The organism is Paenibacillus sp. LPE1-1-1.1, from assembly GCF_040676435.1.
In the GTDB taxonomy this organism is placed as follows: domain Bacteria; phylum Bacillota; class Bacilli; order Paenibacillales; family Paenibacillaceae; genus Pristimantibacillus.
The window spans coordinates 225,458-249,795 of record NZ_JBEGHY010000001.1 but is presented as its reverse complement, the minus strand read 5'-3'; the positions used below and the strand labels follow the sequence as shown (position 1 = coordinate 249,795).

The following is a 24,338-nucleotide window of genomic DNA, read 5'->3' as shown; positions in this document are numbered from 1 at the left end:
CTGAACAAGCTTCGGGAAGTCAGAGTGAAGATATATAAATCGGAGGGATTTTATAATGGGAAATGATGCACTGACACCTCGTCAGATTGTAGCGGAGCTTGATAAGTATATCGTTGGACAAAAACCGGCGAAACGTTCAGTAGCCATTGCGCTGCGCAATCGTTACCGCAGAAGCTTGCTTGATGAGACGCTGCGCGATGAAATCGTTCCGAAAAATATTTTGATGATCGGACCAACCGGAGTAGGTAAAACGGAAATTGCACGACGCTTGGCTAAGCTGGTGAAAGCGCCCTTCGTGAAGCTTGAGGCTACAAAGTTCACCGAAGTCGGTTATGTCGGCCGGGATGTGGAATCGATGGTCCGCGATCTAGTCGAGACGGCGATTCGTATGGTGAAAACGGAAAAAACCGAAAAGGTCAAAGACCGTGCAGAAAAGCTTGCCAATGAACGAATCGTAGCATTGCTGGCGCCATCTGCCGCTAAAGCGAAATCTACAAAAAACCCGTTCGAAATGTTGTTTGGCAACCAACAGCAATCCGATGAGCCAAAAGAAGAACCCGAAGTTGAAAATGCGCTTCATCAAAAACGATCGCTAATTAAGGAACAGCTAGCTGCAGGCAAGCTTGAAAATGAAATCATTGAAATCGAAGTAGAAGATTCCGCCCCTAATATGATGGATATGCTGTCCGGCCAAGGGCCTGAAGGCATGGGCATGAATATGCAGGAGCTTTTTGGGCAATTAATGCCAAAGAAGCCGAAGAAACGCAAGCTGCCGGTTAAGGAAGCGCGAAAGGCGTTAACGCAAGAGGAAGCCAATAAAATCATCGATATGGATGATGTCATTACGGAATCGATCACAAGAGCGGAGCAATCCGGCATTATTTTCATAGATGAAATTGATAAAATTGCCAGCCCATCGCGCGGCTCGGGTCCGGATGTGTCAAGAGAAGGCGTGCAAAGGGATATTTTGCCAATCGTTGAGGGATCGACCGTAATGACTAAATATGGCCCAGTGAAGACGGATTATGTTTTGTTTATTGCTGCTGGAGCATTTCATGTCGCTAAGCCATCGGATTTGATTCCGGAGCTGCAAGGACGTTTTCCGATTCGGGTAGAGCTGACGAGTCTCAGTCTGGATGATTTCGTAAGTATTTTGAAAGAACCGAAAAATGCGCTGACAAAACAATATTCCGCTTTGCTTGAAACAGAGGGGATCCAAATCGAGTTTTCGGATGAAGCAATCCATGAACTCGCGTCCATAGCGGCCGACGTTAACCGCAATACCGAGAATATCGGCGCTCGTCGCTTGCATACCATTTTGGAGAAGCTGCTTGAAGACTTATCGTTTGAAGCACCTGAGCTGTCGCTCGAAAAAATGACAATCACGCCGGAATACGTGCGAGAAAAGCTGGGAAGTATTGCGCAAAATCGCGATTTGAGTCAATATATACTGTAGTTGTTATGAGTTTTGGGAGGCAAAAGAATGACTTTACTAACAAAGACAAGAACACTGAATCGATTGCTTCAGCGTGCGGCCGGCAAAGCGCTCAGCTTCAGGGAAATGGCAGAGGTTTTGTGTACGACGATTCAGACGAATGTTTTCGTCGTTAGCCGCCGGGGCAAAATATTAGGCTGTTCCGCAGTGGATGCTTATGATCACGATTTCATGCGGTCACTATCCGTAGATGAGCTTCGTTTCCCGCAGGAAAGCAATGTTCGATTTCTTGACATGCAGGAGTCGATGACGAATGTTAAGCCGGACACGGGTATTTATGAAACCTTCCCGCGTTTAGGCGATCAAGAAATTATGACGGTTGTGCCTATAATCGGCGGTGGAGATCGGTTGGGTACTTTAGTGCTAACCCGTTTGTCAGGCACATTTGATGACGATGATCTTATCTTGGCCGAATACGGTTCAACAATCGTCGGGATGGAAATTTTACGTGAGCGTACAGAGGAAATCGAGCAAGAGGTACGAAGTCGAGCGGTCGTGGCAGTCGCAGTTGGCTCATTATCCTTCAGCGAACTAGAGGCTGTCGAGCATATTTTTGAAGAACTGGACGGCAAGGAAGGCCTGCTCGTCGCTTCGAAAATTGCGGACCGGGTTGGCATAACCAGATCAGTTATTGTTAACGCTTTGCGGAAGCTGGAAAGCGCAGGCGTGATCGAAACTAGATCTTTAGGTATGAAAGGCACGTACATCAAAATATTAAATCATCAGTTATTGCAGGAATTGGACAAAATCAAGTCGTGAAAATAGGTCGTACAGACCAAATGGGCCCTATCTTTTTATAAAGATAGGGCTTTTTTCTTATTGTAATATTTTAGGAAATTGTTGAATATTATCATGTCGGCAAAAATCGACATAACAATCTCATTTTTTTAATTTTTACTGTCGAACAAAGAAGGAATGAGCAATAATCTGTTGAATACGTAAAAGAGATCTTCTATGTGAAAGTGGTGAAAATACGTGAATTTGTTGAATGGCGCTGCATTTGGAAGGATGGAAGGTGCGCTTCAAGCAGCAGAAATGCGGCAACGCGTCATTTCAAACAATGTGGCAAACGGTGATACGCCGCATTTCAAACGGTCTGAAGTTCTATTTGAGGAATTATTGGAACAATCGATGGGCAACAAGCAAGGGCAATTGGTCGGTAAACGGACCAATCAAAAGCATATTCCAATCGGCTTATCCTCAACCAATGTACCTATACCCAAAGTAATCGCCGATGAAACAACATCGATGAACAACAATGAAAATAATGTTGATATCGATCGTGAAATGTCTTTGCTGGCAAAAAACCAATTAAGCTATAACTTTTATGTCCAACAGATTAATCATGACGTGAAAATGATGCGCACAGCAATTGAGGGGAGAGCCTAACGATGAAGTTGTCCACGGGATTTGATATCAGTGCTTCGGCATTGTCGGCGCAGCGTCTGCGAATGGATGTTATTTCTTCTAATATAGCTAATGCAGAAACGACGCGTGGTAGTTTTGTAAACGGACAATTCCAGCCTTACAAACGGAAAATGGTTGTTATGGAGCCGCTGCAGCAATCCTTCTCAAGCGTGCTTTCACAGCAAATGAACGGGAACACGGCTGCCCAAGGCGTGAAAGTAACAAGAATCAAAGAGGATCAATCGCCAAACAAGCTTATTTATAATCCGACCCATCCTGACGCTGACGCAAACGGTTACGTCAACATGCCAAATGTAGACGTTACTAAAGAAATGGTGGATATGATAGCTGCGACCCGTTCCTATGAAGCGAATGTAACCGCGTTGAACGCGACCAAATCAATGTTTGTTAAAGCATTGGAAATAGGTAGATAATTGCACATAATCACTATGTGAAGCATTGGAGGAATATTGATGATACAATCGATGTCGCTTAGTCCGGTTCAACCTGCCAAACTCATAGAAGCTAAATCGGTGCAAGAAGCGACTCCGGCACAATTAACACAATCGTTTGGACAATATTTACAAACCGCTATTGATAATGTAAGCAATCAAGAGCAGAACGTTCATAAGCTTAATGATAAATACTTAACGGGCCAAATTGATGTTACAAAAGTGTTAATCGCTTCGGAGCAAGCAAGTTTGAGTTTGCAGCTTACCTCACAAGTCCGCAACAAAGTGGTCGAGGCATATCAAGAAATGATGCGGATGCAAATCTAATCGCAATTTTGACCTAGCATAGTATTTGGGTGAGGTGACAACGTGAACGAGAGAATCGCCCAATTTAGAAGTAGGCTCACGCAATTTTGGAGTCAAATGGGCAGAAAACAAAAAATTTGGTTGGGGGCTTCGATTAGTGGCTTGTTGTTGACGGTGATTTTGTTAACAATCGTATTTACAAGAACGGAATACGAAATTGCTTTTCAAAATTTGGATACGACAGACGCTGCGGCCATCATGACCTACTTGGACGGAAGCGGTATTCCGTACGAGCTAAGCAATAATGGAAAAAGCATTTCGGTTCCAAGCACAGAGGCTGCGCGAATTAAAGTTGATGTAGGTTCTCAAGGATTAGTTCAAAACGGTTCCATCGGGTTTGAAGCCTTTAATTCAAGTTCGAGTCAATTCGGAACAACGGAAAATGAATTTAACGTGAAGTATCTGAATGCATTGAACGGTGAGATCCAACAGCTTCTTAATGCCATGCAAGGCGTTGACAGCTCGAAGGTTTTGGTTAACTTACCCGAGGAGAGCGTTTTTCTTTCGCCTGAAGAAGCAGAGCAGGCTTCGGCTTCCATCATGATGAAGTTCATGTCGGGCTATCGTCCGAGCCAGAAAGAAATCGACGGTTATTATAACCTTGTAAAAACAGCGGTTCCCAATTTAGCGATGAAGGATATTACGATATCCAGTCCGCAAGGGGAATTGACTTATTCGGAAACGGATGGTGGAATCGCTAACAATTCCGATGCCGTAGAGTCGCAATTCATTATTCAACGGAAATACGAAACGGAATTGAAGAAAAACATTCAACAGTTTCTAGGACCAATCGTAGGCGCGGATAACTTGGTTATTCAGGTTTCAAGCAGTATGAACTTCGATAAGAAGACATCGCAAGAATCGGTTGTGAAGCCGTTAGATAACAACAATAATAACGGAATTATTATTAGTGAAGAAATAAATAACAGCACATCAACGGGTTCCTCCGGAGATGCCGGCGGCGTTGCCGGAACAGGCGAGACGGATGTTCCTGGTTATGAAGCTGCGACGACAGGTGAAAGCACTTCTGAGACGAACTCGCAAATTCGAAACTATGATGTTACGCGAATCAATAACAACATCGTTTCCGGACCGTTTGTTTTAAAAGACCTTTCCATTAGTATCGGCATCGAAGAGTCGGAAATTGAGGATGAGGCAAGTAAAACAGCCATAATGACTTATTTGACCGCACTGGTACGTGCCCAGCTTGCGGATTCCGGTCAAGACGTGACCAATGACGAACTGATGGGGAAAAAAGTTGCTCTTATTGCAAGCACTTTCTCTGGAAGCAGTGCAGATGATAATGCTAGCGTTCTTTCAATGCCATGGTTAATCGGTATAGGTGTTGCTGCTCTTGCCATTATCGGCGGACTAATCGTAATTCTGGCACGCAGACGGAAAAAAGCCGTTGAGGAAGAAATTGAATTGGCTGCTCCAGCAAAAGTGGAATATCCAACTCTTGATTTGGAAAGTGTCAATAACGACAGCCAAGCTCGGAAAAATCTTGAAACACTTGCCAAACGCAAACCGGATGAGTTTGTTAATCTTCTTCGCACATGGCTTGTGGATGAATAGAGGTGGTTCATGTGTCAAAATCAATGCAAGGCTTATCTGGTAGGCAAAAAGCTGCCATTTTACTTATTACGCTTGGACCTGAGGTATCCGCACAAATATTCAAGCATTTACGCGAGGAAGAAATAGAGCAGTTAACGCTTGAAATCGCCAATGTCCGTAAAGTAGACAGCTTGGACAGGGAAACCATCCTTAGTGAATTTCATCAAATATGTTTGGCCCAGGAATATATCACGCAAGGCGGTATTTCATACGCTAAGGATATTTTAGAAAAAGCGCTCGGTTCAGAAAAAGCATTAGAGGTCATTAACCGTTTAACTGCTACCCTGCAAGTAAGACCTTTTGACTTTGCAAGGAAAGCAGAGCCTACCCAGATTTTGAACTTTATTCAAAATGAGAATTCGCAAACGATCGCTTTGGTGTTATCTTATTTGCAATCGGAACAGTCCTCGCATATCCTTTCTTCGCTTCCGCAAGAGAAGCAAGCAGAGGTCGCGCGCCGGATCGCTTTGATGGACAGTACGTCGCCGGAGGTTATTTCTCAGGTGGAACGTGTCTTGGAGCAGAAGCTATCCGCAACCGTAACGCAGGATTACACGAATGCCGGCGGTATCGATTCCATCGTTCAAATTTTGAATGGCGTCGACCGGGGGACAGAACGTACGATTCTCGACGCACTCGAGATTCAGGATCCGGAGCTTGCAGAAGAGATTAAGAAACGGATGTTCGTGTTCGAAGATATCGTCAATATCGACAACCGTTCCATTCAACGAATTATTCGCGACATCGAAAATGCAGATCTCCAGCTTGCGCTTAAAGTGGCAAGCGAAGAGGTTCGGGAAGCGATTTTCCGCAATATGTCCAAACGCATGGCCGAGACCTTCAAAGAAGAAATGGAATTCATGGGTCCCGTACGTCTTCGTGACGTGGAAGAAGCACAAACTCGTATCGTAGCTACAATCCGCAGATTAGAAGAGTCTGGTGAAATCATCATCGCCCGTGGCGGAGGAGACGATATCATTGTCTAATTTGATCAAATCATCGAGTGTGATTACTCTTGACCAATTGAAGCAGCTGGAGTGGCTGCATCAACGGAATTTTGAAATCAATGAAACACTTAGTCAGGAAGAGGACGTCGAGCCTGAACCTGATGAAGAGACTATTACATTGCGAGATCAAATTTTGAACGATGCTCAGCTCTATGCGGAAGAAAGACTGCGTGAAGCGGCCAACGAAAGCGAAAAGCTTTTGGCCGAAACACAGCAGCAAATCGATGTTTGGTGGCTGCAAAAACGAACGGAAGACGAAGCAGCATCCGAACAATCGAGACGAGCAGGCTATGAACTCGGTTATGCGGAAGGAGCAGCGCAGTCCGAGGCTGAGCTCCGTGAAAGCTGGGAGCAAAAGCTCGCCGAAGCAACCGATGTGCTCAAAACGGCATTTGAGATGCGAGAGCAAATTATTCAAGAGGCTGAGCCGTTTCTCGTTGAGCTTAGCTGTGCCATTGCAGAGAAAATTATCGGACAGCAGCTTACGTTAGCGCCTGATATGGCTATTGAGCTGATCCGGAAGTCTCTATCCCGTCGAAGAGAACAAGGCGTAATCACACTTTGTGTCGCACCGGGCCAGCTCGCGTTTGTACAAGCTGCCAGGGAAGAGCTTCATTTCGCTATCGATTCGCAAGCAGAATTGCAGATTTTGCCTGACTCGACAGTGAAAGATAACGGCTGTGTCATTCGATCCGCTTTTGGCAGCATCGATGCCCGCATTGATACGCAGCTCGCTGAGATAAAGCGGGAATTAATTCATCTTGCACATCACAGCGGCGAAGAACGAGGTCATTTCGATGAAAGTGAATAATCTGGATGTCCTCAAATACATTGAACATTTGCAGCCGCTCGATCCCGTCCGGGTTAACGGAAAAGTCACGCAGGTCATTGGTCTTACGGTTGAATCCGAAGGACCGGACGCAAGCATAGGCGATGTTTGCTTCATTTATCCATCCAAAGGCGCGAAGCCGATTAAAGCCGAAGTCGTAGGCTTTCGGGATAACAAGGTTATTTTGATGCCGTTAGGCGATTTGCATGCAATAAGTCCAGGCTGCGACGTGGTCGGCACGGGCAAGCCGTTAACCGTTCAGGTCGGATCCGAGCTTTTGGGCAAAGTGCTGGACGGTTTAGGAAACCCGTTAGACGGTTCTTTCCTGCCTAGAAGAATGCCTCATTATTCAACGCATAATGAGCCTAGCAATCCGTTAAAGCGTCCGCGTGTCGTTGAACCGCTCGGTATCGGCGTCAGGGCAATCGATGGCCTGCTTACCGTAGGACGAGGACAACGCGTAGGGATATTCGCTGGCTCTGGCGTTGGCAAGAGCACGCTGCTCGGCATGATCGCCCGCAACACATCCGCAGATGTAAACGTGATCGCCCTGATTGGCGAGCGCGGACGTGAAGTGCTTGAATTTATTGAGAAAGACCTTGGACCAGAAGGTCTAGCCCGTTCGGTTGTTATTGTAGCAACTTCCGATCAGCCAGCGCTCATTCGCATGAAAGGCGCGTTAATCGCGACTTCGATCGCAGAATATTTTCGGGATCGCGGATTGAATGTCATGCTGATGATGGATTCCGTTACGCGGTATGCAATGGCACTTCGGGAAGTCGGCTTAGCTATCGGGGAGCCCCCTGCTACACGAGGTTACACGCCTTCTGTTTTCGCGGCGCTGCCAAAGCTCCTCGAGCGTGCAGGAACGGGACCGACAGGCTCGATTACGGCATTCTACACCGTTCTCGTTGATGGCGATGATATGAATGAACCGATCGCGGACGCCGTTCGCGGAATCCTGGACGGACATATCGTGTTAAGCCGTCAATTAGCGCATAAGGGACACTTTCCTGCCATTGATGTTTTAGCTTCGGTTAGTCGGGTCATGAAGGAAATCGTAACCGAAGAACAACAGGATGCCGCCAATGAATTAAAAAAACTTCTAGCTGTATATAGAGATTCGGAAGACTTGATCAATATTGGGGCGTACCAACGAGGTTCTAACGCAGAAATTGATACAGCCCTGCAATTTATTGAACCGATTCAAAGCTACACCAAGCAAAAAACGAATGAAAAAGTGAGTTTAGAAGAAGCACAAACCCGATTAATCAATTATTTCTACAGGAGTTGAACCTTTAAATGGCAGCGTTTCGGTACACATTTCAGAGGGTTGTCGATTTGAAGGGCAGTGAGAAGACGCAAGCAGAATGGGGACTTTCTACTGCGATTGGCGCTTTAACTGCCGAGGAGCTTTCCCTTGAGCTGTTGCGTGCAAAGAAACAGGAATGGGAGGAGAAATTACACGATGCAACTCGCATAGCGGTTCCATTATCCGAGTTACAGGTTATTCAACAATACTTGGATTATTTGGTTGCTTGCATTTCGAGTAAATTGAAAGATGTGTTACATGCACAAAAAGCGGTTGAGCAAAGCAGACTTGAACTTTCAGGCAAGATGAAGGATGAGAAAGTGTGGCTTAAAGCAAAAGATCATGCGCGTGACCGGTTCCAGTATGCTCTGCAAATCAAAGAGCAGAACGAGCTGGATGAGCTGGCAAGCGTCCGTTTCATGATACCAACCCCATAAAGTGATGCGTGACACCGGCTAGAGGGAGTGAGTGGAATTGGCGGGTACGGATAACGAGAAGCAAGGCTACAGCACGCTTGAACGAATTATGTTTTTGATGACGCCTATATTATTTGCGATTGTATTGTTAGGTGTTTTGTACACCTTGTTCAATAATGATTTCCGAAACAAGATGCTTGAAGCCGGAAATTCAATTCCTTTCATTAAAGACGTACTGCCTGAACCAAAGGTTGCAGGCGGGTTAACAAATGACGATGCATTGAAGGCATCGAATATGTCAGCTAAGATTGCGGATCTTCAAGCACAGCTAACGGCCATTGAAAGTGAACTGGCCGCTGCTAATCAAACGAAGACCACGCTTGAGCAAGAGGTTAAGAGCCTTGAGAACGACAATTCACAATTGAAGAGCGCGAATGAAGAGCAATCGCTAGAGGATGAACAGTACCAAGCCAAGATTCAAGAACTAGCGAGCATGTTCTCCAAAATAACGCCAAGCAAAGCAGCACCGATTTTGCAAAGCATGACTTTGGATGAAATGGTTCTTGTGTTCGCGAATATGCGCCCGGATGACAGGGTTCGTATTATGGAGAAAATGAATCCTCAGACGGCTGCGGATGCAGCAATGAAGCTGAAGGACAATGTAAAGGCAAAGGATCTGCAGATTGCGGCGCTTCAAGCGAAGCTTGATTCTCAGAAAACGACCGTGGCAAAGCCTGCATCTTCTGTGCTTGATCAAGAGCAGCTAAGCGCAACCTTTACGGCGATGGATGCCAAGAGCGCGGGTGAGCTATTGATCAAAATGGTGGAGGTCAGCCCGAGCAAGGTTCTCCGGATCCTCAACGCGGTTGATAATGAAACCAGATCGGCTATATTAGCCGAAATGTCTGGCATTAATGAAACGCTGACCGCACAAATGGTATCGAAACTAATGACAGGTAGCTAATAGTTGATCTGGATTTGGATAGCTGCTATTTGAAGGGAGGTGAAAAAATGGAAATGATGGTTCCTCAGGTTGCAATTGCGCAGCCGCAAGGACAATCGACTGCGAATGCTCAGGCTGGAAAAAACGCAGGCGGCGCGGCATTTCAAAAAACATTAGTCCAACAGATTAATGGTGAGACAGCAGCGAATCCAAGCACAACACAAACAGCGCCTTTAACAGCTGTTGTAAATAAAGAAGCGGCGATCGAAGCCGGCGCATCTGCTTCGGCGCCTACATTATCGGATCTTATGTCGATCATAGACGGTCTGCTCGAGCAGCTTGAAACTCCGGTTTCAAACGATACGGAAGCTTCCGCTGAAAATGAGGAGCAGCTTCAACAATTATCCGAAGTGTTGGATCAAATGAATGCATTACTTGAGCTTCTTGGATTACCCGTTCCCGTGATCCAGCCGACGAACAAACTAATCCCCGAAGAGGCTGCCGCAGTTACGGTAGCTCAAGAAATGATAACCGCAGCGGATATTAAGCCAAAACTGCAGGATACCTTGATCCAGTTACAGATCATGATCCAGCAGGGGACTACGAAGCTGATTCAGCAGCAGGAACCAACTGCATTGGTGGCAAAGCAGCTACAAGCGTTAACAGCGATTTTGGAAGGCGAACCTGTGGATACAACAAAGCAACAAACGAAATCGACGGCCTTTACACAACAACTGTTTACCGTACAGCAAGCCCCGCAAGCGGAAGCCGGTACTCTTTTGCAGCGCTTGTCGCAGCAATCGGTCCATCCTGCCTTGCTATCCACGACTACAGCACAAGCTGTGGTGCAAACGGTGGATACGGAAGCAGCAGCTACCGCTGTTGAGATGAGCCCGCAACTGCATCTTGGATCAAATAATCCGGAAACGTTGCGCGGAATCACACCGCTTGTCGTGAATACAGCGGCAACGACTTCATTTGTAGCTGCGGATGAGTTTGCTCAATCGATGACGGGGATGATCGTTCAAAAGTTCGATTTAACAACGGTTAACGGTGTTTCCGAAGCAAAGATCATGTTATTCCCTGAGCATCTCGGTCAAGTTGATGTTCGGATTACGATGCAAAACGGTTTATTGACAGCGATTTTCCAGACAGACAATGCGATGGCCAAAGATATGCTGGACAATCAAATGGCTCAATTGCGCTCGGCGCTGCAAGCACAGGGATTAATGGTAGATAAGCTTGAGGTAGCAACAGGGCAATCCGCCTCGCAGCTGTCTCAGCAGCATCAAGGGCAAAGCAGCAGTCATCAGCAGTCTTCGAACCGTCAGGTGCTTCATAATGACGAGAGTTCAAGCGATGGCAGCTTTGAAACGGAGATGGTTGAACAAGCTGCGAGTCATGGCCTTGGTTTTGGCAGGGGAATAAATGTTAGAGCTTAGCGGATCGGATGTATCGTTAATATGATCGGAGGTGATCGGAAATGACAGATAGCATTTCAACTCGCGCAGTGTGGCCTAACTATAGTCAAGCGAATGTGCAGGCCGCAGCTAGCAAAAAAAGCTCGGATACGCTTGGAAAAGACCAATTTCTTAGCATACTCGTCACTCAGCTGCGCAATCAGGATCCCATGCAGCCGCTTCAAGATAAGGATTTTATCGCACAGATGGCGCAGTTTACTTCTGTCGAGCAGCTCATGAACATGTCGACTGAACTTACGTTAATGCGTCAGAACATTGGTTCAGCTTCTAGCCTTATCGGCAAATCGATTGAGTGGAATGAATATGACGATGCCGGCGAAGTGATTACCGTTAAGGGGATTGTCGATTCCATAATCTCGAAGGAAGGCATCCTTTATGCAAGAGTAGGCGGAGCAGAGGTAGCACTGGACTATGTTACATCTATCTCGGAAACCAATAACGATACGGAAGAAGTAACAGATGTAGAGGAGAGTGCGGCGGAAAACGATTCTTCCAGTTCGGAGAGCGCGGGGGAAGGGGCTGAGAGTTAATGAACGATGGCGTGAAAATCGGTCATATCTTTCCCGTGAAGTCGACACCTCTTCAGGCTAGCAAAGCAGCCGCAAGCCGGGCAACGCAGTCAACAGAGTTTCAAGATATGCTTAATGCCAAAGTTCTTAAGTTCAGTCACCATGCAGAAGTACGCATGCAGCAGAGAGGCATTAAATTACAGCCCGAATCACTCACAAAAATCATGAACGCAGTGGAAGAGGCTGCATCCAAGGGCGCGCAGGACTCATTAATTGTTTTCCGCGATATCGCAATGATCGTGAACGTGCCAAGCCGCACCGTTGTGACGGCAATGGACGGGGGACAAATGAAAAGCAACGTATTTACACAAATCGACAGCGCTATTATTTTATCGTAAGGCTGGACCTATCAGGAAGCCTCAAGCTGTGGACCGATTGAAGCAGCTAAATGATAGTGCATACATCCTTTTTAAGCCTAATGATTTTAATCCATATTCCAGGAGGAATAAGTAAAATGCTAAGATCGATGTATTCGGGCGTTTCCGGTATGCGCGGTTTCCAAACCAAGCTTGACGTTATCGGCAACAACATTGCGAACGTTAACACGGTTGGTTTTAAAGCAGGCCGAGTGATGTTTAAGGATATTCTAAGCCAAACCGTTGCGGGCGTTACCGCACCAGAAGAAGGCGTACGGGGCGGCGTAAACGCGAAACAAATCGGTCTCGGTGTATCAATCGGCTCCATTGACACGGTACATACCGCAGGTAGCGCGATGACGACTAACCAAGCGACGGATCTGCGTATTGACGGGGACGGCTTCTTTGTCGTAAGGGCAAGCGAGGAATCCGAGATGCTGTTAACGCGTGCAGGTAACTTTACGCTGGATGCGAATCGACAGCTTGTTACAGGCGACGGTTACTTTGTACTTAGCGCGGATCAGGAGCCGATTGTGCTTGACGAAGCGATTACCGCTTTTTCGATAGGCCAAGACGGCACGATAATGGGCGTGACGGCTGACGGTACGGAAGCCGTTGCACAGCTAGGGGTTGCTAAAGTAGTAAATCCAAGCGGACTTGAGAAGCTGGGCGGGAACATGTACCGCGTAACGGCAAATGCGAATCCAGATGCTTCCATTGAAGATTTCATGACATTTGCCGGTGACCCTGAGCTTGGCACCGGTGCAATTATTGCTGGCCAACTCGAGATGTCTAATGTAGATTTGACTGCAGAATTTACAGAAATGATCGTGGCGCAGCGTGGTTTCCAAGCGAATTCACGTATCATTACAACTTCCGATGAAATTTTGCAAGAGGTTGTTAACTTAAAACGATAGGTAAGTCATAATGGGCGGGAGGCTTAGTGCCTCCCCAAGTGAGAGGGGGTTACTAATGATTACCGTAACGCGTTTAAACGGAACAAAAGTTACAATCAATGCATTATTAATAGAAGTGATAGAAGAAGCCGCGGATACAGTTATAACGCTCACGACCGGAAAAAAGCTGGTCGTGAAAGAAAAGACAGCAGAGCTGTTGTTACTTAATCAACAGTATCTTCGTACCATTGGCCTCGTTGCGGCGGCCCAGAAGAGTGAGCAAACGGAGGGTCCCTCATCATGAAAAAAATGCTTCCCTGGTTAATTACGATTTTGTTATCCATTACGTTAATCGCTATTGTTGCCATCATTTTGTTTAAATCCTTTTTCTCGGATCCGAAAGAGCAGGCTGCCGAGACAGAAACGATCGAGGTTAAGGTTTTGTCTGCTGATGAACGCGTGGAAGTGACTTCGGAATTAAAGGATTTCAGAAGGAACTTGAAAGATCCGGAATATGTCGTTGTACTTAGCTTTGCATTTCAGCTGGACGGCAAGAAAGCAAAAGAAGAGTTCGACAAGATTATCGAAATCGAAGTCAGACCGATTATTAACCGTGCCTTGGCAGATATGACCGCCGATGAGCTGCAGGGCTCGCAGGGCGAAGATGCGCTTGAATCCAAGCTGCTAAATCTTATCACTCCAATCATACCAAAAGGGAAATTGGTAAAAGTAGAAATCACAAACTTTATTATTACTGAAATTTAACTGACTACGCCGACATTCCTCGAAGGAGGTGAGATATTTGGTTGATGTTTTATCGCAAAATGAAATTGATGCGCTACTTGCTGCCTTGGATTCCGGTGAAATGGATGCAGAGGATTTAAAAAAGGAAGAGACGACCCGCAAAGTCAGTTTGTATGATTTCAAGCGCGCCGTTCGGTTTTCGAAGGATCATATTCGGAGCTTGACTCGGATTCATGAGAACTTCGCGCGATATTTGACAACCTATTTCTCAGCGCAACTTCGCACATTTGTTCAAATAAATGTCGTGCAGGTCGAGCAATTGCCTTATGACGAATTTATACGATCGATTCCTAAGATGACGATCTTGAACATATTTGAAGCGGAGCCGCTGGAAGGCCGAATGGTGCTTGAGGTTCATCCGAACGTGGCTTATGCCATGCTCGATCGAATGTTAGGCGGACAAGGTGTGGCGCCGTCCAAAATCAATAACTTAACAGAGATTGAAACGATCATCATGGAGCGAATCTTTAGCCGCACGTTTGAAAGCTTGCAAGAGGCTTGGAAAACGATCATCGACATTTCTCCGAGACTCGAAGCGTTGGAGACGAATCCGCAGTTCATGCAAATCGTATCTCCGAACGAGACGATAGCTCTGATTTCTTTCAGCACCAAAATCGGCGATACCACAGGAATGATTAACCTTTGCATCCCCCATGTCGTCATTGAACCGATCATGTCCAGATTGTCCGTGCATCATTGGTTTGTGTCGCAGAAGAAAGCCAGAGCGCCTGAGGAAGTCGAGATATTGGAGCAACGGGTAAATAAAGCCAAGCTTCCGATCGTAGCTGAACTCGGCGAATCATCGCTTACGATTAAAGAGTTTCTGGGCTTGAATATCGGTGATGTTATTTCACTTAATAAGTCAGTCGATGACGGTCTGAAAATTAAAGTTGGTGACAAGCTTAAGTTTATTGGCAGTCCTGGCTCCGTTAAGGATCGGTTAGCTGTTCAAGTAGATGAGATTGTCGTTGAGGGAGTGGAAGAAGATTATGATGAGTAAAGACTATTTGTCACAAGAGGAAATTGATGCATTGCTTCGTCAATCCTCCAGTGAGCCGGAAACGGAACAGCCCTCTGAGGCCGGAACTCAGCTTTCAGACTTCTTATCTGAGATGGAACAGTCTGCACTCGGAGAAATTGGTAATATTACTTTTGGCAGCGCTGCGACAGCTTTGTCGACTTTGCTGGGCAAGAAAGTGGATATTACAACTCCGCAAGTCACCATTGTCAGAAAAGATGAGCTGCCAGATATTTTTCCAAAGCCGCATGTCGCCGTAAGCGTGCAATATGTTGACGGGTTTCAGGGCATAAACTCATTGGTTATTAAAACAAAGGATGCTCAAATTATTGCGGATTTGATGCTTGGCGGGGATGGTAACAACATTAGCATCGAAGAGCTTAATGAAATCCATATCAGTGCCGTCCAAGAAGCGATGAACCAGATGATGGGATCATCCGCTACATCGATGTCAACGATTTTTAACCGCTTTGTCAATATTTCGCCTCCAGGCATTGATATTTTGGACGTGAATAACGGAGACGGCTTGGATCATTTGCCGCCGGTTGATTTGTTCATTAAAATTTCATTCCGGTTGACGATTGGCGATCTTATCGATTCAACCATCATGCAGCTTCTTCCGATTCCTTTTGCGAAGCAAATGGTGGATATCTTGATGGGAGTAGTAGATGAGCCTGCTCCCGCAGCGCCTGTTACGCCGCCGCAAGCGTCTCCTGCCGCGCCTCTTGCTGCGCCTGCAGCGCAGCAAGCGATGGCTATGCAGGAAACAGCTGCAACGGCGTATATGAATGCTGTGCCGCCGCAAATGAATATGGCGCCGCCCATGCAGCAAATGCCGCCTAACCAGTACCAAATTCCGGCAGCTGGCTATGACATGTCCATGCAGCCGCCAGGACCGCATACATACGGTCATGCAGCTAATCGCAATGTTAATGTGCAGCCTGTTCAATTTGCTAATTTTGGCAATGCGCCGTTTATTCAACCAGATGAAACAAACCTCAATTTACTTCTCGACATACCGCTTAAGGTCACTGTAGAATTAGGTAGGACCCAAAAGCAAATAAAGGATATTTTGGAGCTGTCGCAAGGTTCGATTATCGAGCTGGACAAGCTAGCTGGCGAACCGGTAGACATTCTAGTAAACAATAAACTGATTGCCAAAGGCGAGGTTGTTGTTATCGATGAAAACTTTGGTGTTCGCGTAACGGATATCGTAAGCCAATGGGACCGCATTCAAAAATTACAATAGCATCCTAGGAGGATAAAAAAGATGGCAAACCGCATTCTTATCGTAGACGACGCAGCTTTCATGCGCATGATGATTCGTGACATTTTATCAAAGAACGGCTACGAAGTCGTCGGTGAAGCCCAAGATGGCGCTCAGGCGGTTGAGAAGTACAAGGAACTTAAACCGGATTTGACAACGATGGATATTACGATGCCTGAAATGGACGGCATCTCCGCTCTAAAGGAAATTAAAAAGCTCGACGGTAACGCAAAAGTAATTATGTGTTCAGCAATGGGTCAGCAAGCAATGGTAATTGATGCGATTCAAGCAGGCGCAAAGGACTTCATCGTCAAACCGTTCCAAGCCGATCGCGTTATTGAAGCGATCAAGAAAACGCTCGGATAACGGTTAGATAATATGTTTAACATAGCTTCGCGCATTTCAATGGTGTCTGCTCTTGGAATGGCGATATGGCCTCGTTTTGCGGCTGCTGCCGTGGAAGGCAGCAGCGCAAACAATGATGAACAGATGGTGTTTACCGGATCAAACGATTTGGCGGGAAGTTTGGTTTGGGTGATCATTTCGCTTGCCATCGTTATCGTGTTGATTATTTTTGTGATTAAATGGCTGTCTCAGCGCAACCGCATGTGGGGAACGAACCGATCGCTTCGTTCGCTCGGCGGCATTGCGCTTGGACAAAACAATTCGCTTCAAGTCGTTGAAATCGCGGGACGCATTTATATCGTTGGCGTCGGCGAAAACATAACCCTGATCGATAAGCTTGACGATTCCGAACAGGTGAAAGCTATAATCGCTTCACTTGAGCGTCAACAGGAATCAGCTTGGCCGAAGGATTTTGCGACTCAACTTCTGAATAAGCTGAGGGACCGCAACAAAAAGAACGAGCCTGAACCATCCAATGAGCAATGGAACAAAACGTCTTCTTTTCAAGATTTGCTGCAAAACAAGCTTACCCAGCAAGCCGACCGCAAGCAGCAATTGGAATCGCTGCTGCATGACTCTAAATCAAATGAACGGTTGATGGACGATGAAAAATAAGTGGTGGATAACAATCGTCGCTGTACAGCTGCTTGCGATGTTCGTGCATACGCAAGTATTCGCAGAGCCGTTGCCCGATGTATCCATCAATATTGGTGACGGGAATGGCGAAGCGCCTGGTACAAGCGCATTATCCATTCTTCTATTGATAACAGTATTAAGCGTCGCCCCGGCAATCATGGTGCTTATGACCAGCTTTACGCGGATTGTTATCGTACTTGGCTTTGTAAGAACCTCGCTTGGAACACAGCAAATGCCGCCCAATCAAGTGCTAATCGGTCTAGCCATGTTTTTAACCTTTTTCATTATGGCTCCAACCTTTTCGCAGGTAAATGAGGTCGCGCTGCAGCCTTATTTAAAAGGTCAAATCTCGCAAACAGAGGCTTTTCAAGAAGCCTCCGTACCTATGAAGAAGTTCATGTTTTCTCACACGCGCGAAAAGGATCTCATGCTTTTCATGAATTACACCAAGACAGAGAAACCGGCTTCTTTTGAAGAAATTCCGATTACGGTATTAATACCAGCCTATGCCATAAGCGAACTTAAAACGGCATTTCAAATGGGCTTCATGATTTTCATTCCTTTTTTAGTCATCGATATGATTGTCGCAAGCACGTTGATGGCGATGGGGATGATGATGCTGCCGCCGGTTATGATCTCATTGCCCTTTAAATTACTGCTCTTTGTGTTAGTGGACGGATGGTACCTTATCGTAAAATCTTTATTGTTAAGCTTCAACACGTGATACTAGCAGGGAGGGACGTTCGATGAGTACTGATTTCATAATCGGATTGGCCGGCGAGGCCGTATTCGTGGTTTTGAAAGCCAGTGCGCCAATGCTCGTTCTTGCTTTGGTCGTGGGATTAATCATCAGTATATTTCAAGCAACAACACAGATTCAGGAGCAGACGCTTGCTTTTGTTCCGAAAATCGTAGCGGTTTTCGTGTCGATCATCATTTTTGGCCCGTGGATACTTAATACGGTTATCGACTTCACTTACAATCTGCTGAATAATCTTCATAATTACATCGGTTAGGTTGTGAGTGGATGAACGCGATCGTACAGGGTTTTCCTATTTTTTTGCTAATCTTTTGTCGAATAACTGCGTTTTTCGTCGTAGCGCCTGTGTTTTCATCACGGGGTGTTCCGAATGTTTTCAAGATCGGTCTAGGATTTTTTATATCGTTTATCGTTTTCTTAACTTACGGAATGAAACAAACGATCGTTCCGGATGCAGAGTACGTGCTAGTGTTGTTTCGTGAAATATTGACCGGCGTATTGATGGGCTATGTTGTTTACTTGTTTTTCACAGTGGTCCAAACGGCAGGCGCCTTTATGGATTTGCAAGTCGGATTTGCAATGGCAAACATCGTAGACCCTCATACAGGCACTTCGGCTCCGCTGCTTGGCAACTTCAAGTACATGTTAATAATCGTTATTTTTCTGATGATGAACGGCCACCATTTTTTGTTAACTGGGCTTATGGACAGCTATCAATGGATGCCTCTATCCAATGATTTGTTCAGCAGGCTAATGAGTGGTAGCGTAACGGATTTTTTAACGAGGATGGTTGGAAACACATTTTTATTAGCCATACAAGTAGCAGCGCCGCTTATCGTAGCCATGTTTTTGACGGATGTAGGATTAGGCTTCTTGACTAAAACAGCTCCTCAATTCAATGTGTTCGTCATCGGAATTCCGCTCAAGCTCATTATTGGCATGTTTTTGCTTATCTTGTTAATGCCAAGTCTTGCCGGGATATTTGAAAGATTGTTTTCCATTATGTTCGAGTCATTGGAGCAGTTATTCGGTATCGTGCAAGGACCGCCGCCTGAAGGGCCATAGGAGGATGCTTTCGTGCGAAATTACCGGCTAGAGCTTGATCTCCAGCTTTTCAGTCAGGAAAAGACGGAGCAGGCCACGCCAAAGAAAAAAGATGAGGCAAGAAAGAAAGGCCAGGTTGCCAGATCATCCGACCTGCCGGGCTCATTTATATTATTGTTTATGTTTTTGGGATTCATTATGTTAGGCAGCTATTTCAAAGAACATATCATGGTGATGTTTGGGAACTTATTCGAAGACTGGCTTTTGATGGACTTAACAACCGGAAATGTCATGTCGCTTTTCAATGATGTTGCGATAGAGCTGATGCTTATTTTATTGCCGATCTTCGCAATAACGGTCTTGATCGGAATTTTAGGCAACATCGTGCAGTTCGGTTTTCTATTAACCGGCGATCCTCTCAAAATGAAGTTCGATAAGATTAATCCGCTAAACGGGTTTAAACAAATTTTTTCAGCAAAAACGGTCGTTGAATTTTTAAAAAGCGTCTTAAAGCTCCTAATCGTCGCTGTGCTTGTGTTTACGACGATTTCAAGGGATTGGGACCGCATTCTAGTTCTGGCAAGTCTGCCGATTCAACAAATATTTACGTTTACAGCGGGTCTTACCGTAAAGCTCGGAATTGAGATCGGAGCAGTGCTTACCGTTCTGGCGCTGGCTGATTTCTTCTATCAAACCTTTGAGCATAACAAAAGCTTAAGAATGTCGAAGCAAGACATCAAAGATGAATACAAAAAATCAGAAGGCGACCCGCTTATCAAGGGGAAAATTCGGGAGCGTCAGCGAAGAATGGCTATGCAGCGCATGATGCAAGAGGTGCCGAAAGCAGATGTCATTATTACCAACCCAACCCATTTTGCTATCGCATTGAAGTATGATGCAACGAAAATGGAGGCGCCAAAGATCATCGCAAAAGGGATGGATCACGTAGCGCTTCGGATTCGGGAGATCGCAAAAGAAAACGGGGTTGTCACGATGGAAAATAAACCTTTGGCCAGAGCGCTTTACGAACGAGCCGAGATCGGTGATGTCATTCCTCCGGACTTGTTCCAAGCGGTAGCCGAGGTGCTTGCATATGTATACAAAATGAAGGGACGAGTAAAGTCATCATAACACCACGGGAGGAGACGGCGTCATGAAAGCAAAGGACTTTGTAGTACTATTTGGCGTAATTGGTATTGTGCTCATGATGATAATCCCGATCCCAGTCCTACTACTAGATATTTTAATTATTTTGAACATTTCAATAGCATTGATGATCTTGCTTATCGCCATGAATACAAAAGAAGCGCTCGATTTCTCCATATTTCCGGCAATTTTATTAATTACCACCCTGTTCCGACTAGCGCTAAACGTATCAACAACCAGAAACATTTTGTCACATGCAGAAGCCGGAGAAGTTGTTGCTACCTTTGGCAGCTGGGTTGGCGGGGGAGAAATTGCAATCGGCTTCATTGTGTTCCTCATTCTCGTGGTCGTTCAGTTTATCGTGATTACCAAAGGCTCTGAGCGTGTGGCGGAGGTCGCAGCAAGGTTTACTTTGGACGCGATGCCGGGTAAGCAAATGAGTATCGATGCCGATTTGAACGCAGGCCTGATAAACGAACATCAAGCAAAAGCCCGGCGCTCCAAAATTGAACGTGAAGCTGATTTTTACGGTGCCATGGACGGTGCCAGCAAATTCGTAAAAGGCGATGCGATTGCCTCCATCATCATTCTAGTCATTAACTTAGTCGGCGGATTTATCATAGGTATGGCGATACACGGACTAAGTTTTGGCGAGTCGCTTTCCACCTTCTCGATCTTGACCATCGGTGACGGTCTCGTCAGTCAGATCCCTGCTTTGCTTATCTCAACGGCAGCCGGTCTTATCGTAACGAGAGCTGCTTCCGAAGGCAATCTGGCAGAGGATGTCACCGCGCAGCTGTTCAAATATCCAAAGCTGTTGTTTATTGCGGCAGGGACCATCGCTTTATTAGGTCTGACACCGATTGGTCCGATTAGAACTTGGCCGTTTGCGGCCATGCTTGCTTTTGGCGGCTGGTATATGCAGAAGGCTATCCACAAGCAGCAGGAGCAAGAGGAGATGCTGGTCGAAGAACAACAAATTGAAGAGGTTAGAAGCCCCGAGAGCGTCATAAGTCTCTTGCAAGTCGATCCCATCGAATTCGAGTTTGGTTATGGGCTGATCCCGCTTGCTGATACGCAGCAGGGAGGCGACCTGCTCGACCGGATCATCATGATTCGCAGGCAATGTGCGCTCGAGCTGGGACTTATCGTTCCAGTGATACGAATTCGCGATAACATTCAGTTGAAACCAAATGAATATGTCATCAAGATCAAAGGAAACACCGTTGCGCGCGGCGACCTGCTGCTCAATCATTATTTGGCCATGAGCCCGGGCTTCGAGGACGATTCGGTTGTAGGTATTGAAACAACGGAGCCTGCCTTCGGATTGCCAGCCATTTGGATAGATGAACAAATGAAGGAGAGGGCGGAGCTCTCGGGCTATACCGTCGTTGATCCTCCATCCGTTGTGGCAACGCATTTAACGGAAATCATTAAACGCCATGCACATGAATTGATTGGACGCCAAGAAACGAAGCAGCTTGTCGAAAATGTCAAAGAATCGTATCCAGCGCTTATCGAAGAGCTCATTCCATCGATTCTTGCCGTCGGCGACGTGCAGAAGGTATTGGCCAAGCTGCTACGTGAGAAGGTATCCATCAGGGATTTGGTCACGATATTCGAAGCTTTGGCAGACCATGGGAATTACACGAAGGATCCGGATATTTTAACCGAGTATGTAAGGCAATCGTTATCCAGACAAATAACGCAGCAGTTTTCATCGGGCAGCGATACGCTGCGCGTGATCACGGTTGGCCCGCAGCTTGAGAAAAAAATCGCGGAATCGGTTCAGCAGTCTGATCAAGGCAGCTATATCGCCCTAGACCCTGTTTCTACCCAGCAGATCTACCAGAAGCTGACCGAGCATGTAAATCGTCAAATACAATCCGGTCAACAGCCTGTCGTTCTCGCATCACCTACTATTCGTATGTATTTGAGACAAATTGTAGAGAGAACGATGCAAGATGTGCCTGTGCTTTCTTACAGTGAGCTTGAACCCAACATCGAAGTCCAAAGCGTCGGGGTGGTGAATTTATGAGAGTAAAACGTTATGTTGTAAATGCACTGCCAGAGGCTGTGACTATGATTAGAAGCGAGCTTGGAAAAGACGCGGTGATTTTAAATACGAAAGAAATTAAGGTTGGCGGTTTTATGGGGATGTTTCGCAAGAAAAAGATGGAGGTTATCGCCGCTATCGAATCTAATCAAGCGAACCCACCGGCGTCGCCACAGCGCTTATCGAATCCTCAAGTGGAGGCAGCGGTTGAACAAATTTTGAAAACGGCGCAGCGCTCGGCACCAACAGCCGTTATGGAACCGCCGACCACCTCTCCTGTCGAAAAGCAGAACCATAGCAGCGAGCGGGAACAACATATCATTGATGAGATCAGGGATCTAAGAGAGTATATGGTCAAGCTCTCAAAGCAGAACACGCAAACGGCAGCAATGTCCGAGCATCTGATAAAGCTTAATGAGCATTTGATTGAACAAGAAATGGAAACGCAGTGGATTGAACGATTGCTTCAAGCCATCATGGACAAGCAAACAGAGGAAGGCAGCGAATTCGGCAGGGAGCAGGTATGGGAGCATGCCGCAAAGCAGCTGGAAGAATGGCTGCAGCCTTACGGCGGCAGCGGGATTAGCAGTCAGGCCAGAGTCGTACATTTCGTCGGGCCAACCGGCGTCGGCAAGACCACAACGATCGCTAAGCTGGCGGCAGAGCAAACCATCAAGCACGGGAAAAAGGTCGGTTTTATTACTTCCGATACATACCGGATTGCGGCCGTGGACCAGCTCAGAACCTATGCGAACATTTTGAACGTCCCGCTTGAGGTCGTATTTTCCCAAATGGATTTGCCTCGCGCCTTCAAACAGCTCGAAGAGCGTGAGCTGATTTACATGGATACGGCAGGACGGAATTTCCGCAGCGAGCTGCATGTATCCGAAGTGAACAGCTTGCTTCAAACCACCGAGCCAAGTGAAACCATTCTAGTGCTGAGCATGACTGGGAAAACAAGGGACATGGCCGCGGTCGCGGATCATTTTTGCAAATACGGCGTTCAAAAAGTGCTATTCACCAAGCTGGATGAAACATCGGTTTATGGCGCCATATTCAATCTGATAATGAATTTTGAATTGCTTCCTACTTATATGGCAAGCGGTCAAACCGTTCCGGATGATATTGAGAAGTTCCAGGTCGATTCGTACATCCGCCAGCTTCTGAGGAGTAATGCCCCATGATGGATCAAGCTGAAGCGTTACGCAACTTAGTCAAACAGCAGGAGCTTCAAGAAGATGGACGAACGACTCGGGTCGTAACGGTCACTAGCGGGAAGGGCGGAGTAGGGAAATCAAATTTCAGTTTGAATTTTGCCTTGTCGCTTCAACGTTTAGGGAAAAAAGTGCTTGTTTTTGATGCTGACATCGGCATGGCAAATATTGACGTGCTTATGGGAGTATCGTCCACTTATAATTTGTACCACTTGCTTAAGCAAGAAAAAACGATATGGGAAATCGTACAGGAAGGCCCTGAGGGTCTCCATTTTATCGCCGGAGGCTCCGGTTTTCGGGATCTCATGGATTTGTCAGCGGAGCAGCTCGACCGGTTCGCGGATGAAATTAGCAAGCTGCATGGCAAATATGATCTAATCTTGTTTGACACCGGGGCCGGCCTCTCGAAGGAGACCGTTAAGTTCATTACCGCCGCACAGGAAACGATTGTGGTAACTACGCCCGAGCCGACGTCAATAACGGATGCTTATGCCTTAATTAAGATGGTCAAAACCATGGAAGTGGACGTTCAATTCAAATTAATCGTCAACCGTGCGTCCGATGCGCGGGAGGGGAAACAAACCGCGGACAAAATCAGTATGGTTTCCCAGCGATTTTTGCAATCGGAATTGCCTCATTTAGGTATTTTGCCGGATGATCCGAACGTTTCAAAAGCCGTTAAGCGACAGATCCCTTTTACGGTGGCATATCCGGGGAGCGAAGCTTCCGTTGCCATTGAACGGATCGCGAAGCAATTTCTAGAAATACCGCAGAGCTCGGCGCCTAGCGGCGGAGTCAAAGGATTTTTGCATAAAATGTTCAGACTCTCAAGATAATCCTTTGAA

Annotated in this window: 28 protein-coding genes; all 28 read left to right on the top strand. The window is 46.3% G+C overall.

Features of this window, described 5'->3' with window-relative positions; all coding sequences use genetic code 11:
• The first annotated feature begins 55 nt into the window (after window positions 1-55).
• The 28 genes from hslU (at window position 56) to MRBLPE1_RS01095 (ending at window position 24,329) form a co-directional block, all read left to right on the top strand.
• Complete coding sequence (hslU, locus tag MRBLPE1_RS01230) at window positions 56-1,456, top strand: ATP-dependent protease ATPase subunit HslU (protein WP_364140516.1); 1,401 nt, start codon at window positions 56-58, stop codon at window positions 1,454-1,456.
• Window positions 1,457-1,483: 27 nt separating this feature from the next.
• Window positions 1,484-2,254 carry a GTP-sensing pleiotropic transcriptional regulator CodY gene (codY, locus tag MRBLPE1_RS01225; protein ID WP_364140513.1) on the top strand — a complete coding sequence of 257 codons (771 nt, stop codon included), beginning with the start codon at window positions 1,484-1,486 and terminating at the stop codon, window positions 2,252-2,254.
• Between the two features lie 216 nt (window positions 2,255-2,470).
• Entirely contained in the window at window positions 2,471-2,884 is a 414-nt protein-coding gene (gene flgB, locus MRBLPE1_RS01220) for a flagellar basal body rod protein FlgB (protein WP_364140510.1), read from the top strand.
• A 2-nt stretch (window positions 2,885-2,886) separates the two neighbouring features.
• Window positions 2,887-3,336: a flagellar basal body rod protein FlgC gene (flgC, locus tag MRBLPE1_RS01215; RefSeq protein ID WP_364140507.1), complete on the top strand. Its 450-nt coding sequence runs from the start codon at window positions 2,887-2,889 to the stop codon at window positions 3,334-3,336.
• A gap of 39 nt (window positions 3,337-3,375) precedes the next feature.
• The gene (gene fliE / locus MRBLPE1_RS01210) at window positions 3,376-3,681 is read left to right on the top strand and encodes a flagellar hook-basal body complex protein FliE (RefSeq protein WP_364140504.1); all 306 of its coding nucleotides are present in this window, start codon (window positions 3,376-3,378) and stop codon (window positions 3,679-3,681) included.
• Between the two features lie 42 nt (window positions 3,682-3,723).
• Window positions 3,724-5,295, top strand: a complete 1,572-nt coding sequence (gene fliF / locus MRBLPE1_RS01205; RefSeq protein WP_364140502.1) for a flagellar basal-body MS-ring/collar protein FliF — start codon at window positions 3,724-3,726, stop codon at window positions 5,293-5,295.
• A gap of 23 nt (window positions 5,296-5,318) precedes the next feature.
• Complete coding sequence (fliG, locus tag MRBLPE1_RS01200) at window positions 5,319-6,320, top strand: flagellar motor switch protein FliG (RefSeq protein WP_364144410.1); 1,002 nt, start codon at window positions 5,319-5,321, stop codon at window positions 6,318-6,320.
• Window positions 6,313-7,152 carry a FliH/SctL family protein gene (locus MRBLPE1_RS01195; protein WP_364140499.1) on the top strand — a complete coding sequence of 280 codons (840 nt, stop codon included), beginning with the start codon at window positions 6,313-6,315 and terminating at the stop codon, window positions 7,150-7,152. Before fliG ends, MRBLPE1_RS01195 begins: the two co-directional genes overlap by 8 nt.
• Complete coding sequence (gene fliI / locus MRBLPE1_RS01190) at window positions 7,139-8,464, top strand: flagellar protein export ATPase FliI (RefSeq protein ID WP_364140496.1); 1,326 nt, start codon at window positions 7,139-7,141, stop codon at window positions 8,462-8,464. Before MRBLPE1_RS01195 ends, fliI begins: the two co-directional genes overlap by 14 nt.
• An 8-nt stretch (window positions 8,465-8,472) precedes the next feature.
• Window positions 8,473-8,919, top strand: a complete 447-nt coding sequence (gene fliJ / locus MRBLPE1_RS01185; protein WP_364140494.1) for a flagellar export protein FliJ — start codon at window positions 8,473-8,475, stop codon at window positions 8,917-8,919.
• 37 nt (window positions 8,920-8,956) lie between these two features.
• Window positions 8,957-9,862 (top strand): magnesium transporter MgtE N-terminal domain-containing protein, encoded by a 906-nt coding sequence (locus MRBLPE1_RS01180; RefSeq protein ID WP_364140491.1) that lies wholly within the window; start codon window positions 8,957-8,959, stop codon window positions 9,860-9,862.
• 47 nt (window positions 9,863-9,909) lie between these two features.
• Window positions 9,910-11,283 carry a flagellar hook-length control protein FliK gene (locus MRBLPE1_RS01175; RefSeq protein ID WP_364140488.1) on the top strand — a complete coding sequence of 458 codons (1,374 nt, stop codon included), beginning with the start codon at window positions 9,910-9,912 and terminating at the stop codon, window positions 11,281-11,283.
• A 41-nt stretch (window positions 11,284-11,324) separates the two neighbouring features.
• Window positions 11,325-11,852 carry a flagellar hook capping FlgD N-terminal domain-containing protein gene (locus tag MRBLPE1_RS01170; protein ID WP_364140485.1) on the top strand — a complete coding sequence of 176 codons (528 nt, stop codon included), beginning with the start codon at window positions 11,325-11,327 and terminating at the stop codon, window positions 11,850-11,852.
• Window positions 11,852-12,229 (top strand): TIGR02530 family flagellar biosynthesis protein, encoded by a 378-nt coding sequence (locus tag MRBLPE1_RS01165; RefSeq protein ID WP_364140482.1) that lies wholly within the window; start codon window positions 11,852-11,854, stop codon window positions 12,227-12,229. Before MRBLPE1_RS01170 ends, MRBLPE1_RS01165 begins: the two co-directional genes overlap by 1 nt.
• Before the next feature lie 116 nt (window positions 12,230-12,345).
• On the top strand, window positions 12,346-13,164 hold the full coding sequence (gene flgG, locus MRBLPE1_RS01160) for a flagellar basal body rod protein FlgG (protein WP_364140479.1): 819 nt from the start codon (window positions 12,346-12,348) through the stop codon (window positions 13,162-13,164).
• Between the two features lie 55 nt (window positions 13,165-13,219).
• A complete protein-coding gene (locus MRBLPE1_RS01155; RefSeq protein ID WP_364140476.1) occupies window positions 13,220-13,447 on the top strand; it encodes a flagellar FlbD family protein in 228 nt (75 codons plus the stop codon).
• Window positions 13,444-13,908 (top strand): flagellar basal body-associated FliL family protein, encoded by a 465-nt coding sequence (locus MRBLPE1_RS01150; RefSeq protein ID WP_364140473.1) that lies wholly within the window; start codon window positions 13,444-13,446, stop codon window positions 13,906-13,908. The genes MRBLPE1_RS01155 and MRBLPE1_RS01150 overlap by 4 nt, the downstream gene beginning before the upstream one ends.
• A 37-nt stretch (window positions 13,909-13,945) precedes the next feature.
• Window positions 13,946-14,947 (top strand): flagellar motor switch protein FliM, encoded by a 1,002-nt coding sequence (gene fliM / locus MRBLPE1_RS01145; RefSeq protein WP_364140470.1) that lies wholly within the window; start codon window positions 13,946-13,948, stop codon window positions 14,945-14,947.
• Window positions 14,937-16,214 (top strand): flagellar motor switch phosphatase FliY, encoded by a 1,278-nt coding sequence (gene fliY, locus MRBLPE1_RS01140; RefSeq protein WP_364140467.1) that lies wholly within the window; start codon window positions 14,937-14,939, stop codon window positions 16,212-16,214. The genes fliM and fliY overlap by 11 nt, the downstream gene beginning before the upstream one ends.
• A gap of 21 nt (window positions 16,215-16,235) precedes the next feature.
• Window positions 16,236-16,598: a response regulator gene (locus MRBLPE1_RS01135; protein WP_028611027.1), complete on the top strand. Its 363-nt coding sequence runs from the start codon at window positions 16,236-16,238 to the stop codon at window positions 16,596-16,598.
• Window positions 16,599-16,655: 57 nt separating this feature from the next.
• On the top strand, window positions 16,656-17,252 hold the full coding sequence (locus MRBLPE1_RS01130) for a flagellar biosynthetic protein FliO (protein WP_364140463.1): 597 nt from the start codon (window positions 16,656-16,658) through the stop codon (window positions 17,250-17,252).
• A gap of 37 nt (window positions 17,253-17,289) precedes the next feature.
• Window positions 17,290-17,997, top strand: coding sequence for a flagellar type III secretion system pore protein FliP (fliP, locus tag MRBLPE1_RS01125; RefSeq protein ID WP_364144407.1), 708 nt, complete (start codon window positions 17,290-17,292; stop codon window positions 17,995-17,997).
• A gap of 22 nt (window positions 17,998-18,019) precedes the next feature.
• A complete protein-coding gene (fliQ, locus tag MRBLPE1_RS01120) occupies window positions 18,020-18,289 on the top strand; it encodes a flagellar biosynthesis protein FliQ (RefSeq protein ID WP_183561717.1) in 270 nt (89 codons plus the stop codon).
• A gap of 11 nt (window positions 18,290-18,300) precedes the next feature.
• Window positions 18,301-19,098 carry a flagellar biosynthetic protein FliR gene (fliR, locus tag MRBLPE1_RS01115; protein WP_364140459.1) on the top strand — a complete coding sequence of 266 codons (798 nt, stop codon included), beginning with the start codon at window positions 18,301-18,303 and terminating at the stop codon, window positions 19,096-19,098.
• A gap of 12 nt (window positions 19,099-19,110) precedes the next feature.
• Window positions 19,111-20,208, top strand: coding sequence for a flagellar biosynthesis protein FlhB (gene flhB / locus MRBLPE1_RS01110; protein ID WP_364140456.1), 1,098 nt, complete (start codon window positions 19,111-19,113; stop codon window positions 20,206-20,208).
• 22 nt (window positions 20,209-20,230) lie between these two features.
• Complete coding sequence (flhA, locus tag MRBLPE1_RS01105; protein ID WP_364140454.1) at window positions 20,231-22,261, top strand: flagellar biosynthesis protein FlhA; 2,031 nt, start codon at window positions 20,231-20,233, stop codon at window positions 22,259-22,261.
• Complete coding sequence (gene flhF, locus MRBLPE1_RS01100) at window positions 22,258-23,463, top strand: flagellar biosynthesis protein FlhF (protein ID WP_364140451.1); 1,206 nt, start codon at window positions 22,258-22,260, stop codon at window positions 23,461-23,463. The genes flhA and flhF overlap by 4 nt, the downstream gene beginning before the upstream one ends.
• On the top strand, window positions 23,460-24,329 hold the full coding sequence (locus tag MRBLPE1_RS01095) for a MinD/ParA family protein (RefSeq protein WP_364140448.1): 870 nt from the start codon (window positions 23,460-23,462) through the stop codon (window positions 24,327-24,329). Before flhF ends, MRBLPE1_RS01095 begins: the two co-directional genes overlap by 4 nt.
• Window positions 24,330-24,338: the final 9 nt, after the last annotated feature.

Bases quoted from the DNA above. Each gene is read 5' to 3' on its own strand.
- hslU (WP_364140516.1), top strand. From the start codon at position 56: ATGGGAAATGATGCACTGACACCTCGTCAGATTGTAGCGGAGCTTGAT.
- codY (WP_364140513.1), top strand. From the start codon at position 1,484: ATGACTTTACTAACAAAGACAAGAACACTGAATCGATTGCTTCAGCGT.
- flgC (WP_364140507.1), top strand. From the start codon at position 2,887: ATGAAGTTGTCCACGGGATTTGATATCAGTGCTTCGGCATTGTCGGCG.
- fliE (WP_364140504.1), top strand. From the start codon at position 3,376: ATGATACAATCGATGTCGCTTAGTCCGGTTCAACCTGCCAAACTCATA.
- fliG (WP_364144410.1), top strand. From the start codon at position 5,319: ATGCAAGGCTTATCTGGTAGGCAAAAAGCTGCCATTTTACTTATTACG.
- fliI (WP_364140496.1), top strand. From the start codon at position 7,139: ATGAAAGTGAATAATCTGGATGTCCTCAAATACATTGAACATTTGCAG.
- fliJ (WP_364140494.1), top strand. From the start codon at position 8,473: ATGGCAGCGTTTCGGTACACATTTCAGAGGGTTGTCGATTTGAAGGGC.
- MRBLPE1_RS01175 (WP_364140488.1), top strand. From the start codon at position 9,910: ATGGAAATGATGGTTCCTCAGGTTGCAATTGCGCAGCCGCAAGGACAA.
- MRBLPE1_RS01170 (WP_364140485.1), top strand. From the start codon at position 11,325: ATGACAGATAGCATTTCAACTCGCGCAGTGTGGCCTAACTATAGTCAA.
- MRBLPE1_RS01165 (WP_364140482.1), top strand. From the start codon at position 11,852: ATGAACGATGGCGTGAAAATCGGTCATATCTTTCCCGTGAAGTCGACA.
- flgG (WP_364140479.1), top strand. From the start codon at position 12,346: ATGCTAAGATCGATGTATTCGGGCGTTTCCGGTATGCGCGGTTTCCAA.
- MRBLPE1_RS01155 (WP_364140476.1), top strand. From the start codon at position 13,220: ATGATTACCGTAACGCGTTTAAACGGAACAAAAGTTACAATCAATGCA.
- MRBLPE1_RS01150 (WP_364140473.1), top strand. From the start codon at position 13,444: ATGAAAAAAATGCTTCCCTGGTTAATTACGATTTTGTTATCCATTACG.
- fliY (WP_364140467.1), top strand. From the start codon at position 14,937: ATGATGAGTAAAGACTATTTGTCACAAGAGGAAATTGATGCATTGCTT.
- MRBLPE1_RS01135 (WP_028611027.1), top strand. From the start codon at position 16,236: ATGGCAAACCGCATTCTTATCGTAGACGACGCAGCTTTCATGCGCATG.
- MRBLPE1_RS01130 (WP_364140463.1), top strand. From the start codon at position 16,656: ATGGCGATATGGCCTCGTTTTGCGGCTGCTGCCGTGGAAGGCAGCAGC.
- fliP (WP_364144407.1), top strand. From the start codon at position 17,290: ATGTTCGTGCATACGCAAGTATTCGCAGAGCCGTTGCCCGATGTATCC.
- fliQ (WP_183561717.1), top strand. From the start codon at position 18,020: ATGAGTACTGATTTCATAATCGGATTGGCCGGCGAGGCCGTATTCGTG.
- fliR (WP_364140459.1), top strand. From the start codon at position 18,301: ATGAACGCGATCGTACAGGGTTTTCCTATTTTTTTGCTAATCTTTTGT.
- flhA (WP_364140454.1), top strand. From the start codon at position 20,231: ATGAAAGCAAAGGACTTTGTAGTACTATTTGGCGTAATTGGTATTGTG.
- flhF (WP_364140451.1), top strand. From the start codon at position 22,258: ATGAGAGTAAAACGTTATGTTGTAAATGCACTGCCAGAGGCTGTGACT.
- MRBLPE1_RS01095 (WP_364140448.1), top strand. From the start codon at position 23,460: ATGATGGATCAAGCTGAAGCGTTACGCAACTTAGTCAAACAGCAGGAG.